Origin of the sequence: Serratia nematodiphila DZ0503SBS1 (assembly GCF_000738675.1) — a bacterium.
GTDB lineage: Bacteria > Pseudomonadota > Gammaproteobacteria > Enterobacterales > Enterobacteriaceae > Serratia > Serratia nematodiphila.
This window is the reverse complement of the sequence record NZ_JPUX01000001.1, coordinates 4283229-4297522: the sequence shown is the minus strand read 5'-3', so window position 1 is coordinate 4297522 and position 14294 is coordinate 4283229. Positions and strand designations below refer to the sequence as shown.

The following is a 14294-nucleotide window of genomic DNA, read 5'->3' as shown; positions in this document are numbered from 1 at the left end:
GCTCACGAGAGGTTTGTTACGAAAAACTTTAGGATGGGCTGGTAGCGTCCAGACAATATAAAAAATGACGTTGTCAAGGATGCTCAAGTAAAAGGATATAAGTTATGTTTAAAAATACTGTGTTAAAAATGGGTCGTGTGAAATGGTTTAATCAGGCCGAAGGCTATGGTTTTATTTCACCGGTAGATGGCAGCGACGAAATCTATGTCAACCGCAACGCTATCGCCAACACCAAAAATAAGTCGTTGAACGAAGGTCAGAACGTTGAGTTCTCGATCTATCGCAGCTCGCATGGGCTGTCCGCGGCAGACGTTATCGCGTTCTGATCGCATCCTCCTTCCTCGCCAGTGCCGGTGTCGCCACCCGCAAGCACTGGCGAAGATAAATCCCGCGATATCCACTATTATCAGGCCATTGCCTACTCGCCACGGATATCAGGATGACCACCCCGACCATTTCCCTTACCGCCGCTCGCGCGCTGCACCTTGCCGCCCAGGGGCTGCTTTCTCCGCTTAAACGCCAGGCTCGGCCCGATGATGTCGTGAGCGCGATCCAGCGCATGGGGCTGTTACAAATCGATACCATTAGCGTCGTCGCCCGCAGCCCGTATCTGGTGCTGTTCAGCCGTTTGGGGGCCTATCAGCCGGAGTGGCTGGAGCAGGCGCTCGCCGGCCGCAAGTTGTTCGAGTATTGGGCGCACGAGGCCTGTTTCCTGCCGATCGAAGATTTTGGTCTGCTGCGGCATCGCATGCTGGCGCCGCATGATATGGGCTGGAAATACTCCGCCGACTGGGTGCAGCAGCACCAGGCGGCGATGGACAACCTGCTGCGGCACATCGAACAACAGGGGCCGGTGCGTTCCGCCGATTTCAGCGCCGAGAAGAAAGGCAACAGCGGGTGGTGGGACTGGAAACCGGAGAAACGGCACCTGGAGATCCTGTTTACCGCCGGCAAGCTGATGGTGGCCGAGCGTCGCAACTTCCACCGGGTTTACGATCTGACCGAAAGGCTGCTGCCGGCCTGGGACGATGCGCGTCATGCGCTGCCTGCGGAGCGGGCGCGCCGGCAGATGTTGCATCGCACCTGCCGCTATCTGGGCATTTTCCGCGCCGAGTGGTTGGCGGATTATTATCGGCTGAAACGCGTGGCGCCAAAAGCCTTGCTGGCAGAGCTGCAGGCGCAGGGGGAAATTTCGCCGGTGCAGGTAGAGGGGCTGGAAGGGCAGTTCTATGTGCATGAATCACTGGCGGAACTGCTGCCGCTGGCGGAGCAGGGCAAACTGAAATCGACGGTCACCAGCCTGCTGTCGCCTTTTGATCCGGTGGTGTGGGATCGCCGCCGGGCGCTCGAACTGTTCAACTTTGACTATCGGCTGGAGTGTTACACGCCGAAAGAAAAACGTCGCTATGGTTACTTCACGTTGCCGGTGCTGCATCGGGGCGAGCTGGTGGGGCGGATTGACGCCAAGGCGCACCGTCGCCAGGGCATCTTCGAGATCATCAGTTTCCATACGGAGCCGCAGGTGCGCTTCGGCAAACAGCGAACGCAGGATATCCGGCAGGCCATCGCGCGCACGGCCAAATGGCACGGTGCGCAACGCGTCGCGCTGGGCGACATTCCGGCCGCGTTGGCCGCGGAATGGGGTGCCGGCTGGGAAGTGGGATAACGAGCGACGCCGTCGGTGGGGTAAAACGAAGTGAAGCGTCGCTCGTTACAAAGGGGCTCAGTGGCTGAAGTTAGCGAACAGAGCGATGATTTTATGCAGACGTTTGATCATGTATCACGGCTTTATTTTGTGATTTGTGTCACAAAATTCTACGCCGGGATGCGCCGCAGTTCAAGCTGTCGTGCCGACGCAGTGAGGAAATATCGGCGGCTTGGCGCCGCCGATGATTAACCTGAGGCCGGGCGTTATGCTATCCTCACTGCCTTTCCCAGATGACCTATCCCCTAGCGGAGGATGCATGGACCACCGTTTACTCGAAATCGTTGCCTGCCCGGTATGCAACGGCAAACTCTATTTCAATAAAGAAAACCAGGAACTGGTGTGCAAAGCGGACGGGTTGGCTTACCCGCTGCGTGACGGCATTCCGGTGCTGTTGGAAAATGAAGCGCGTGCGCTGTCGCTGGATGAGAAGCACGCATGAGTTTTATCGCTATTATTCCCGCCCGCTACGCCTCAACCCGTTTGCCGGGCAAACCGCTGGCCGATATTCACGGCAAGCCGATGGTGGTGCATGTGATGGAGCGCGCCCGTGAGTCCGGCGCCAGCCGCGTCATCGTGGCGACCGATCATCCTGAAGTCGCCAAAGCGGTGGAAGCCGCCGGCGGCGAAGTGTGCATGACCAGCCCGGATCACCATTCCGGCACCGAGCGTTTGGCGGAAGTGATCGCGCACTACGGCTTTGCCGACGACCAGATCATCGTTAACGTGCAGGGCGATGAGCCGCTGATCCCACCCGTTATCGTGCGGCAGGTGGCGGAAAACCTGGCGGGCAGCCAGGCCGGCATGGCGACGTTGGCGGTGCCGATCGAGAGCGCCGAAGAGGCTTTCAACCCCAACGCGGTGAAGGTGGTGATGGACGCGCAGGGCTACGCGCTCTATTTCTCACGCGCCACCATTCCGTGGGATCGCGAGCGTTTCGCCGCGTCGAAAGAGAGCATCGGCGACAGCCTGCTGCGTCATATCGGCATCTACGCATACCGCGCGGGCTTCGTGCGCCGCTACGTCAGCTGGGCGCCGAGCCAACTGGAGCAGATCGAGCTGTTGGAACAGCTGCGCGTGCTGTGGTACGGTGAAAAGATCCACGTGGCGGTCGCGAAAGCGATCCCGAGCGTGGGGGTCGATACGCCGGAAGACCTCCAGCGCGTGCGCGACAGCATTCAACCCTGAGCCTGATTTCGTCGGCGCGCCGCGCAACGCGCCGATGATGCAATACCCCCATTATTGATCCCCGTTTTGTTGATCTGCGTTGAAGAATTTTTCCGCTCGCCGTTCGATGATGTTACGCATCTCCCCAAATTAGCCTGAGGTGAATGCCTTATGGAGCAGTTACGCGCCGAACTGAGCATTGTGCTGGGTGAGTCCATCAGCCGGCTGGAGCGGGTGAGCGAACAGCCTTATGCGCATATGTATTCGCTGTACGATCGGCAGGGCAACGCGATCCCGCTGATGGCGAAAAGCTTTATCTGTCGGGGCATCGCCCAGCAGGAGGCGTACAAGCTGTCGATGCTGGCGCGCGACGGGGATATTCGCCTGCCTACGGTGTATGGCGTGGTGTGTACCCTCCAGGCGCCGTATACGGAAATCCTGCTGATCGAGCGCCTGCGCGGCGTGTCGGCTGAGGCGCCGACGCGCTCGCCGGATCGCTGGAATATGCTGATGGAGCAGATCGTTGACGGGATATTGGCCTGGCACCGCATCGACAGCCACGGCAGTGTCGGCAGTGTTGACAGCACGCAGGAGAATGATTGGTTCTGCTGGTATCAACAGCGGGTCGAAGTGCTGTGGGCGACGGTGGTCAATCTCACCACCCCGCAGTTGACCATGGCGGATCGGCGTTTGCTGTACCGCACGCGCGAAGCGCTGACCCATTTCTTCGTCGGCTTCGATGATCCCTGTGTTCTGGTGCACGGTAACTTATCGCTGCGCAACATGCTGAAAGATCCCAAAAGCGATCAACTGCTGGCGATGCTCAATCCCGGCGTAGTGCTGTGGGCGCCGCGCGAATACGATCTTTTCCGCCTCTGCGAGGCGGGCATGCCCAGCCAGCTGCTGTTCAGCTATCTGCAGCGGGCGCCGGTCGCCGACGCTTTCCTGGCGCGGCGCTGGTTATATGTGGTGTGGGAAGCGGTAGGGCGTTTGATCCATACCGGCAAGCTGGAGCGGCGGCCGTTCGACTATGCATCGCAACAGCTGCTGCCCTGGCTGGCCGGTTGAACGAGCTTTACTCTGCGCCGGCGCTATCTGCGCCCTTCAGCCATTGCCACAGACTACCCAGCGTTTCATACCAGGCGCGCTCGGTATGGCCGAGGAACATTGACGACGGTGTGGCGCGATCCCAGATATTCAGCGGCGAGTCGATCGCCAACTGGTTGGCCGGCGCCGGGATCGGGTGCAGCCCCTTAGCCTTGAAGAAACGCATGGCGCGCGGCAGATGGTTGGCGGAGGTCACCAGAATGAACGGTTGCTCGCCGACCAATTTGGCGACCTGAGCGGCCTCTTGCTCGGTATCGCGCGGTTCCCCCAAGATCACCATATCACTGCGCGGCACGCCCAGGCTTTCGGCCACCAGCGCCGCAGTGGCGGCGTTGCTTTGCATGGGGCCGGCGGACGCGCCGGTGAACACCATCCTGGCGCCGGGATGTGCAAGGTAGAGCCGCACGCCTTCCGTCACGCGCGGCAAACTGTTGCCGAGCAGGTTTGAACTGGGCGCCCAATCGGGATTGTAGGTATAACCCCCGCCCAACACGACGATGTAGCTGACCGGATCGTTACCGCGATAAGTCTGGTATTCGGCTTCGATCGGCCGCAGCAGTCGGTCGGCCACCGGTTGCAGGCTGAAAAGCAGTAAAAACAACCAGCTCAGCGTGAAAATCGTCTTACCGCTTTTTTGCCAGCGGGTGAACCACAGCAGCAGCAGCGCCAGCCCCATCAGCAGCATCAACAGCGGCAGTGGCATCAGCAGGGCGCCAAAGAACTTTTTCAGGTTGAACAGCATCGAAAATCAGATCCTTTTGGGTGAAAAAGCGGCATCCAGGTATAAACAGGCCGCAAGAAGATACATTCTAAGTCAGTCTGTGCCAAAATAGCAGGTTTGAATGGGCGTGCGCTTTGCCGCCGACAAGAATGAGATCAGCGGAGCCGTTGTCCATGCAGGATCGCAATTTTGACGATATTGCTGAAAAATTTGCGCGTAATATTTACGGCACCACGAAAGGAAAAATCCGCCAGGCGGTGGTTTGGCAGGATCTGACCGGGCTGCTGGCGCAGTTGCCGCAGCGGCCGCTGCGCATTCTCGACGCCGGGGGCGGTGAAGGCCATATGGCCTGCCAACTGGCAGAATTAGGACATCAGGTGTTGTTGTGCGATCTTTCTGGTGAGATGATCCAGCGCGCCGCGCTGCTGGCGGAGCAGAAAGGTGTGAGCCAGAACATGCAATTCGTACAAAGTTCTGCGCAGGATATCGCTCAACATTTGGAACAGCCGGTTGATCTGATATTGTTTCATGCAGTGCTTGAATGGATCGCCGAGCCCGAAGCGGCGCTGCAGGCGTTGTATGACTGCCTGACGCCGGGCGGCGCGCTGTCGCTGATGTTCTTCAACGCCAACGGCCTCTTGATGCGCAACGTGGTGTTGGGTAATTTCCAACTGGTGGATCCCGAGGTCAGACGGCGCCGCAAGCGTTCGCTGTTGCCGCAATATCCGCACGATCCGCTATTGGTCTACGGTTGGTTGGAACAACTGGGCATGCGCATCGGCGGCAAAACCGGCGTGCGGGTGTTCCACGACTATCTGCAGAGCAGACAGCTGCAAACACAAAAATTTGAAGAGTTACTGGCGCTTGAACAGCACTATTGCCGGCAGGAGCCGTACGTGAGTTTGGGGCGCTATATTCACGTCATGGCGCATAAACCAAACCTGAAGGACGAACTATGAGTGAATTTTCCCAGACAGTACCCGAACTGGTCGCCTGGGCACGGAAAAATGATTTCTCTATTTCGCTCCCTACGGAGCGTCTCGCATTTCTGCTCGCCATTGCTACCCTGAACGGCGAACGGCTGGACGGCGAGATGAGCGAAGGTGAGCTGGTTGATGCATTTCGCCATGTCAGCAAGGGTTTTGAACAGACGCATGAAACGGTGGCGATGCGTGCCAACAATGCGATTAACGACATGGTGCGCCAGCGCCTGTTGAACCGTTTTACCAGCGAGCTGGCGGACGGCAACGCGATTTACCGCCTGACGCCGCTGGGTATCGGCATTACCGATTACTATATTCGCCAACGCGAATTCTCCACGCTGCGTTTGTCGATGCAGCTGTCTATCGTGGCGCAGGAACTCAAACGCGCCGCCGATGCCGCCGACGAGGGCGGCGACGATTTCCATTGGCACCGCAACGTGTTCGCGCCGTTGAAATATTCGGTGGCGGAAATCTTCGACAGCATCGACATGACCCAACGCGTGATGGATGAGCAGCAGCAGAGCGTGAAGAACGACATCGCGGCGCTGCTGAGCAAAGATTGGCGGGCGGCGATCTCCAGCTGCGAGATGCTGCTGTCGGAAACCTCGGGCACCCTGCGCGAGCTGCAGGATACGCTGGATGCGGCGGGCGATAAGCTGCAGGCCAACCTGCTGCGCATCCAGGACGCAACCCTCGGCAACGTGGAGCTGGGTTTCGTCGATAAGCTGGTGTTCGATCTGCAAAGCAAGCTGGATCGCATTATCAGCTGGGGGCAGCAGGCGATCGATCTGTGGATCGGCTACGATCGCCACGTGCATAAATTTATCCGTACCGCTATCGATATGGACAAAAACCGCGTGTTCGCCCAGCGCCTGCGCCAGTCGGTGCAAACCTACTTCGACCACCCATGGGCGCTGACCCATGCCAATGCCGATCGTCTGCTGGACATGCGCGACGAAGAACTGGCGCTGCGCAGCGATGAAGTGACCGGGGAACTGCCGCCGGATCTGGAGTTTGAAGAGTTCAGCGAGATTCGCGAACAGCTGGCGGCGATGATCGAAGAGGCGCTGAAGGTGTACCAGGAACAGCAGATGCCGCTCAACCTTGCGGCGGTGATGCGCGATTATCTGGCGCAATATCCGCGTGCGCGTCATTTCGACGTGGCACGTTTAGTGGTCGACCAGGCAGTGCGCCTCGGTGTGGCTGAAGCAGATTTCTCAGGGTTGCCGGCGGAATGGCAGGCAATCAATGATTACGGAGCCAAGGTCCAGGCCCATGTCATCGACAAATATTGAACAAGTAATGCCAGTCAAGCTGGCCAAGGCGCTGTCCAACTCGCTGTTTCCGGCATTGGATAGCCAACTGCGCGCGGGTCGTCACATCGGTATCGATGAGCTGGACAACCACGCCTTTTTAATGGATTTCCAGGATGAGCTGGAAGAATTTTACAACCGTTACAGCGTCGAGCTGATTCGGGCGCCGGAAGGTTTCTTCTATTTGCGCCCGCGCTCCACCACGCTGATCCCGCGTTCGGTGCTGTCCGAGCTGGATATGATGGTGGGTAAGATCTTGTGCTACCTGTATCTCAGCCCCGAGCGCCTGGCGCACGAGGGCATTTTCAGCCATCAGGAGCTGTACGACGAGCTGCTGAGCCTGGCCGATGAGAACAAGCTGCTGAAGTTCGTCAACCAGCGTTCTACCGGTTCGGATCTCGATCGGCAGAAGCTGCACGAAAAGGTGCGCACCTCGCTGAACCGTCTGCGCCGCCTCGGCATGGTCTATTTCATGGGCAATGACAGCAGCAAGTTCCGCATTACCGAGGCGGTGTTCCGCTTCGGCGCCGACGTGCGCAGCGGCGACGATCCGCGTGAAGCGCAGCTGCGCATGATTCGCGACGGCGAGGCGATGCCGGTTGAAACCAGCCTGTCGCTGAACGATGAGAATGACGCTGAGGATCAGCAGGTTGATAACGCTCCTGACGGTGCAGAGGATGAACAGGAATGATTGAACGCGGTAAATTTCGCTCGTTGACGCTGGTTAACTGGAACGGCTTCTTCGCCCGCACCTTTGATCTGGATGAGCTGGTGACCACGCTGTCCGGCGGTAACGGGGCGGGGAAATCCACCACCATGGCGGCCTTCGTCACCGCACTGATCCCCGACCTGACGCTGCTGCACTTCCGTAACACCACCGAAGCGGGCGCCACCAGCGGCTCGCGCGACAAAGGCCTGCACGGCAAGCTGCGCGCCGGCGTGTGTTACTCCACCCTTGACGTCGTCAATTCACGCCACCAGCGCGTGGTGGTTGGCGTGCGTCTGCAGCAGGTGGCGGGGCGCGACCGCAAGGTCGATATCAAACCGTTCACCATTCAGGGGCTGCCGACCGCGGTACAGCCTACTGAATTGCTGACCCAGACCGTGGGTGAGCGCCAGGCGCGCGTGCTGTCGCTGCAAGAGTTGAAAGAGCGCGTGGAAGAGATGGAGGGCGTGCAGTTCAAGCAGTTCAACTCCATCACCGATTACCACTCGCTGATGTTCGATCTGGGCGTGATCCCGAAACGCCTGCGTTCGTCCGCCGATCGCAGCAAGTTCTACCGTCTGATTGAGGCGTCGCTGTACGGCGGCATCTCCAGCGCCATCACCCGCTCGCTGCGCGATTACCTGCTGCCGGAGAACAGCGGCGTACGCAAGGCGTTCCAGGACATGGAAGCGGCGCTGCGCGAGAACCGCATGACGCTGGAAGCGATCCGCGTCACCCAGTCAGATCGCGACCTGTTCAAGCATCTGATCTCCGAGGCCACCTCCTATGTGGCGGCGGACTATATGCGTCATGCCAATGAACGCCGAATCCATCTGGACGGTGCGCTGGCGCTGCGCAGCGATCTGTTGGGCAGCCGCAAGCAGCTGGCCGCCGAACAGTATCGCCATGTGGAAATGGCGCGCGAGCTGAGCGAACAGAGCGGCGCCGAATCCGATCTGGAAACCGATTACCAGGCCGCCAGCGACCACCTGAATCTGGTGCAGACGGCCATGCGTCAGCAGGAGAAGATCGAACGCTATGAAGCCGATCTGGAAGAGCTGACTTACCGTCTGGAAGAGCAGAACGAAGTGGTGGCCGAGGCGAGCGAGCAACAGGCCGAAAACGAAGCGCGCGCCGAAGCGGCCGAGCTGGAAGTGGATGAGCTGAAGAGCCAGCTGGCCGACTACCAGCAGGCGCTCGATGTGCAACAGACCCGCGCCATTCAGTACCAGCAGGCGCTGCAGGCGTTGGAGCGCGCACGCGCGCTGTGCCAACTGCCGGACCTGACCGCCGATAATGCCGAACAGTGGCTGGATACCTTCCAGGCCCGCGAGCAGGAAGCGACCGAAGCGCTGCTGATGCTGGAACAGAAGCTGAGCGTGGCCGACGCCGCGCACGGCCAGTTCGAGCAGGCCTATCAGCTGGTGGGTAAAATCGCCGGCCAGGTCAGCCGCAGCGAAGCCTGGCAGTGCGCGCGCGAATTGCTGCGCGACTGGCCTTCGCAGCAACACCTCGCCGAGCGCGTTCAGCCGCTGCGTCTGCGCCTGAGCGAACTGGAACAGCGCCTGCGCTCGCAGCAGGACGCCGAGCGCCTGCTGCAAGAATTTTGCAAACGCCATGGTCAGGAGTACCAGCCGGACGATCTCGACATGCTGCAGCAGGAGCTGGAAGAGCGCCTGGAAGCGCTGTCGCAGAACGTCAGCGAAGCCGGCGAACGCCGCATGGAGATGCGCCAGGAGCTGGAGCAGATCCAGCAGCGCATCCGTGAGCTGACGGCGCGCGCCCCGGTGTGGCTGGCAGCGCAGGACGCCCTGAGCCAGCTCAGCGATCAGAGCGGAGAGCCGCTGGAAAACAGCCAGCAGGTGACCGAATACATGCAGCAGCTGCTGGAGCGCGAGCGTGAAACCACCGTCGAGCGCGACGAAGTGGCGGCCCGCAAGCGCGAAGTGGAAGCGCAGATCGAACGTCTCAGCCAGCCGGGCGGCGCGGAAGATCAACGCCTGGTCACTTTGGCCGAACGTTTCGGCGGCGTGCTGCTGTCGGAAATTTACGATGACGTCACCATCGACGACGCACCTTACTTCTCGGCGCTGTACGGCCCTTCGCGCCACGCCATCGTGGTGCCGGATCTGTCGCTGGTGCGCGAGATGCTGGAAGGGCTGGAAGATTGCCCGGAAGACCTTTACCTGATCGAAGGGGATCCGCAGTCGTTTGATGACAGCGTGTTCGCCGTCGAAGAACAGGACAAAGCGGTGGTGGTGAAAATCGCCGATCGCCAGTGGCGTTATTCCCGCTACCCGGAAGTGCCGTTGTTCGGCCGCGCGGCGCGCGAAAACCGCCTGGAAGTGCTGCATGCCGAGCGTGAAACGCTGGCGGAGCGCTATGCCACGCTGTCGTTCGACGTGCAGAAAACTCAGCGCTCGCACCAGGCTTTCAGCCGCTTTATCGGCACCCATCTGGCGGTGGCGTTCGACGCCGATCCGGAAGCGGAGATCCGCGGCCTGAACGCCCGTCGTGGCGAGATCGAGCGTGCGCTGAACAATCACGAAGCGCAGAATCAGCAGCAGCGCCAGCAGTACGATCAGGCCAAAGAGGGCATTTCCGCGCTCAACCGCCTGATGCCGCTGGTGTCGTTGCTGAACGATGAAACGTTGCAGGATCGCGTCGACGAGATCCGCGAAGAGCTGGAAGAAGCGCAGGACGCCGCGCGCCACATTCAACAGCACGGGGTGTCACTGACCAAACTGGAGCCGCTGCTGTCGGTGCTGCAGAGCGATCCGCAGCAGCATGAACAGCTGCAGCAGGACTACGCGCAGGCGCAAAGCGTGCAGCGTCAGGCCAAACAGCAGGCGTTCGCGTTGACAGAAGTGGTGCAGCGTCGCGCACACTTCAGCTATACCGACTCCGCCGGCATGCAGAATGCCAACAACGATCTCAACGACAAGCTGCGCCAGCGTCTGGAACAGGCGGAAGCCGAACGCGCCCGCGCCCGTGAGCAGCTGCGTCAATATCAAACCCAGTTCACCCAATACAGCCAGGTGCTGGCCTCGCTGAAAAGCTCGTATGACGCCAAGCGCGACATGCTGAAAGAGTTGAGCCAGGAGCTGGTGGATATCGGCGTGCAGGCCGACGCCAACGCCGAAGCGCGCGCGCGTCAGCGCCGCGACGAGCTGCATGCGGCGCTGAGCAACAACCGCGCTCGCCGCAATCAGCTGGAGAAACAGCTGACCTTCTGCGAAGCCGAAATGGATGGCCTGCAGAAGAAACTGCGCAAGCTGGAACGCGACTACCATCAGCTGCGCGAGCAGGTGGTGACCGCCAAGGCGGGCTGGTGCGCGGTGATGCGTCTGGTGAAAGACAACGGCGTGGAACGCCGTCTGCATCGCCGCGAGCTGGCGTATATGGATGGGGACGAGCTGCGCTCGATGTCGGATAAGGCGCTCGGCGCGCTGCGTCTGGCGGTGGCGGACAACGAACACCTGCGCGACGTGCTGCGTCTGTCGGAAGATCCGAAGCGGCCGGAGCGTAAGATTCAGTTCTATATCGCGGTGTACCAACACCTGCGCGAGCGTATCCGCCAGGACATCATCCGTACCGACGATCCGGTCGAGGCCATCGAGCAGATGGAGATTGAGCTGGGCCGTCTGACCGAAGAACTGACCGCGCGCGAGCAGAAGCTGGCGATCAGTTCGAAAAGCGTGGCCAACATCATTCGAAAAACCATTCAGCGTGAGCAGAACCGCATTCGCATGCTGAACCAGGGGTTGCAGGCCGTGGCTTTCGGCCAGGTGAAGAGCGTCCGTCTGAACGTCAACGTGCGCGAAGCGCATGCCACTCTGCTGGACGTGCTCTCCGAGCAGCAGGAACAGCATCAGGATCTGTTCAACAGCAACCGCCTGACCTTCTCCGAAGCGCTGGCCAAGCTGTATCAGCGCCTGAATCCGCAGATCGACATGGGGCAGCGCACGCCGCAGACCATTGGCGAGGAGTTGCTGGACTACCGCAACTACCTGGAAATGGAAGTTGAGGTGTACCGTGGTTCCGACGGCTGGCTGCGTGCGGAAAGCGGCGCGTTGTCTACCGGTGAAGCCATCGGTACCGGGATGTCAATCCTGGTGATGGTGGTGCAGAGCTGGGAAGAAGAGTCCCGCCGCCTGCGCGGTAAAGATATCTCGCCGTGTCGCCTGCTGTTCCTCGATGAAGCGGCGCGTCTGGATGCCAAGTCGATCGCCACGCTGTTCGAACTGTGCGATCGTCTGGAGATGCAGCTGATCATCGCGGCGCCGGAAAACATCAGTCCGGAGAAGGGCACCACCTATAAACTGGTGCGTAAGGTGTTCCAGAACCACGAGCATGTGCACGTGGTGGGGCTGCGCGGTTTCGCTGGCGAGCCGCCGGCGCTGGGCACTGCGCCGGTTGAGACGCCGTAACGCAGAAAAACGCCCTAAAAATCCGAAAATAGCCGCCGCAGGGTGGCTATTTTTTTGTGCGCGTGGATGATAGTCCTGCTTTTTTATCCGTTGAAAAGCGGTTAGTTTAATCACATAAACAGTAATTCGACGTCCTCAGGGCGAAACGGCCTTTCTGTTTGTATACTGAAACTATATGCAATTTTTGACGTTTTTTTTTGTGAGCATACAGGGGGCAAGGGATGTTGCTTAAAAAGGGAAACTCTCTACGACGTTTGGCGCTGAGTGGCGCTATCGCCTGTAGTCTTGTGTCGTCGTTTTCCGCCTTGGCCACCGTAACGGCGTTACCGGTGGCATCAGCAGGCATGTCCGTTGCGCAGAGTCGTTCTGAACTGCTGGCCGCGTTGCCGCGCGGTATGGATCTGCACTACCTTTCCACGCTGGCGCCGCTGTATGCGGCGAATCATATGCAGCCGATGTGGCAGGATCGCGAGGCCGTTCAGCAATTTCAACAGCAGCTGGCCGAACTGGCGATGTCCGGCGTACAGCCGCAGTTCATCCAGTGGGTGAAGATGTTGACCGATCCGGCGCTCAGTGAAGCGGGCCGCGATGCGGTGTTGTCCGATGCGATGCTGGGCTATTTGCAGTTTGTATCCGCCATCGGCGCCAACGGCAACAACTGGCTGTACAGCAATATTCCTTACAAGCTTGGTTTGCCACCCACGGCGGTGATCAATCAATGGCAGCTGGCGGTGCGCCAGGCGCGAACCCTGAGCTACGTGAATTCGCTTGCGCCGCAGCATCCGCAATACGCCAAGATGCATCAGGCGCTGCGTGACATGCTGGCGGACAACCGCCCCTGGCCGCAGGTGGGCAGTGGCCCGAGCCTGCGCCCAGGCCAAATGAGCAACGATATCCCGGCGCTGCGTGAGATCCTGACGCGCACCGGCATGCTGGCCGCCTCGGCGCCGGAAGCGGAGCCGGAACCGGCGGTGGTTTCGGCGAAGAGCAATGAACCCGACGACGGCGGGCTGACGGTAGACGAAGAGAAAAGCCGCGTGACGGTCAGCCCATCGGCGGCGCCGGTGACGGAGTTGACCGCGGAACAGACGCCGCCGCAGATCGGCAGCGTGGTGAGCGACAACCTCTATACCAACGAGCTGGTGGAGGGCGTCAAGCGTTTCCAGAAATGGCAGGGGTTGACGGCGGACGGCGTGATCGGCGTGCGCACCCGCGAGTGGCTCAACGTGTCACCGAAAACCCGCGCCGCGCTGTTGGCGCTGAATATCCAGCGCTTGCGCATCTTGCCGGGGCATGTCGGCACCGGCATTATGGTAAACATTCCCAACTACTCGCTGACCTACTATCAGAACGGCAACGAAGTGTTGTCCTCCCGCGTTATCGTCGGGCGGCCGAGCCGCAAGACGCCGTTGATGAGCAGCGCGTTAAACAACGTGGTGGTCAACCCGCCTTGGAACGTGCCGACTACGCTGGTGCGTGAGGATATCGTGCCGAAGGCGATGCGCGACGGTAACTATTTCCAGAAACACGGCTATACCGTGCTGTCAGGCTGGAGCAACGATGCGGAAGTGATCAACCCGGCGATGATCGACTGGAGCATGGTTTCTGCGCGCAACTTCCCGTATCGCGTCCGTCAGGCGCCGGGGGCCACCAACTCGCTGGGGCGTTTCAAGTTCAATATGCCGAGCTCGGATGCCATCTACCTGCACGATACCCCGAACCACAGCCTGTTCCAGAAAGACATCCGCGCGCTCAGCTCCGGCTGCGTGCGGGTGAACAAGGCTTCCGATTTGGCGAATATGCTGCTGCAGGATGCCGGCTGGAACAATAGCCGCGTTTCCTCCACGCTGAAAGAAGGCAATACCACTTATGTGAATATTCGCCAGCGTATTCCCGTAAAACTGTATTATCTAACCGCCTGGGTTTCGGATGATGGCCAACCGCAATTCCGTACAGATATTTACAATTATGATAATACGGTGAGATCGGGCGCACAAATTTTGGCTCAGGCCAAAAAATTAATGCAGTAAATGCAGTAATTATAAATAAATAACGGTCAGAATGTTTGGCTATACCGCAGGCCCTCGTAGGCGGGGGCCTGTAAACCTAGGCGTATCGCGGGTTGACTCAGCATACGCAGGCGGTTATGGTTCGGACAGTGC

General features: G+C 59.7%; 11 protein-coding genes. 10 read left to right on the top strand and 1 reads right to left on the bottom strand.

The features are described from left to right. Positions 1 to 104: 104 nt before the first annotated feature. From JL05_RS19930 to JL05_RS19910, 5 genes are all read left to right on the top strand, one after another. The gene (locus JL05_RS19930) at positions 105 to 326 is read left to right on the top strand and encodes a cold-shock protein (RefSeq protein WP_004928241.1); all 222 of its coding nucleotides are present in this window, start codon (positions 105 to 107) and stop codon (positions 324 to 326) included. Positions 327 to 439: 113 nt separating this feature from the next. Beyond that, a complete protein-coding gene (locus JL05_RS19925) occupies positions 440 to 1666 on the top strand; it encodes a winged helix-turn-helix domain-containing protein (RefSeq protein WP_004928239.1) in 1227 nt (408 codons plus the stop codon). 298 nt (positions 1667 to 1964) lie between these two features. Next, entirely contained in the window at positions 1965 to 2147 is a 183-nt protein-coding gene (locus JL05_RS19920) for a Trm112 family protein (RefSeq protein ID WP_004928237.1), read from the top strand. After that, positions 2144 to 2893 carry a 3-deoxy-manno-octulosonate cytidylyltransferase gene (kdsB, locus tag JL05_RS19915; protein WP_004928235.1) on the top strand — a complete coding sequence of 250 codons (750 nt, stop codon included), beginning with the start codon at positions 2144 to 2146 and terminating at the stop codon, positions 2891 to 2893. Before JL05_RS19920 ends, kdsB begins: the two co-directional genes overlap by 4 nt. A gap of 150 nt (positions 2894 to 3043) precedes the next feature. Next, the gene (locus JL05_RS19910) at positions 3044 to 3940 is read left to right on the top strand and encodes a YcbJ family phosphotransferase (RefSeq protein ID WP_033633441.1); all 897 of its coding nucleotides are present in this window, start codon (positions 3044 to 3046) and stop codon (positions 3938 to 3940) included. A 7-nt stretch (positions 3941 to 3947) separates the two neighbouring features. Here JL05_RS19910 and elyC read toward each other — a convergent pair whose 3' ends face one another. After that, positions 3948 to 4721 (bottom strand): envelope biogenesis factor ElyC, encoded by a 774-nt coding sequence (gene elyC, locus JL05_RS19905; protein ID WP_015377333.1) that lies wholly within the window; start codon positions 4719 to 4721, stop codon positions 3948 to 3950. Positions 4722 to 4873: 152 nt separating this feature from the next. On the opposite strand from elyC, the gene cmoM reads away from it, so the two are divergent. From cmoM to ldtD, 5 genes are all read left to right on the top strand, one after another. Continuing rightward, a complete protein-coding gene (cmoM, locus tag JL05_RS19900; RefSeq protein WP_033633440.1) occupies positions 4874 to 5659 on the top strand; it encodes a tRNA uridine 5-oxyacetic acid(34) methyltransferase CmoM in 786 nt (261 codons plus the stop codon). Continuing rightward, positions 5656 to 6978: a chromosome partition protein MukF gene (mukF, locus tag JL05_RS19895; RefSeq protein WP_015377335.1), complete on the top strand. Its 1323-nt coding sequence runs from the start codon at positions 5656 to 5658 to the stop codon at positions 6976 to 6978. Before cmoM ends, mukF begins: the two co-directional genes overlap by 4 nt. After that, the gene (gene mukE / locus JL05_RS19890) at positions 6959 to 7687 is read left to right on the top strand and encodes a chromosome partition protein MukE (RefSeq protein ID WP_004928226.1); all 729 of its coding nucleotides are present in this window, start codon (positions 6959 to 6961) and stop codon (positions 7685 to 7687) included. Before mukF ends, mukE begins: the two co-directional genes overlap by 20 nt. Continuing rightward, positions 7684 to 12132: a chromosome partition protein MukB gene (mukB, locus tag JL05_RS19885; RefSeq protein WP_004928222.1), complete on the top strand. Its 4449-nt coding sequence runs from the start codon at positions 7684 to 7686 to the stop codon at positions 12130 to 12132. Before mukE ends, mukB begins: the two co-directional genes overlap by 4 nt. Positions 12133 to 12353: 221 nt before the next feature. Beyond that, a complete protein-coding gene (ldtD, locus tag JL05_RS19880) occupies positions 12354 to 14162 on the top strand; it encodes a L,D-transpeptidase (RefSeq protein WP_072010114.1) in 1809 nt (602 codons plus the stop codon). The last annotated feature ends 132 nt before the right edge of the window (positions 14163 to 14294 follow it).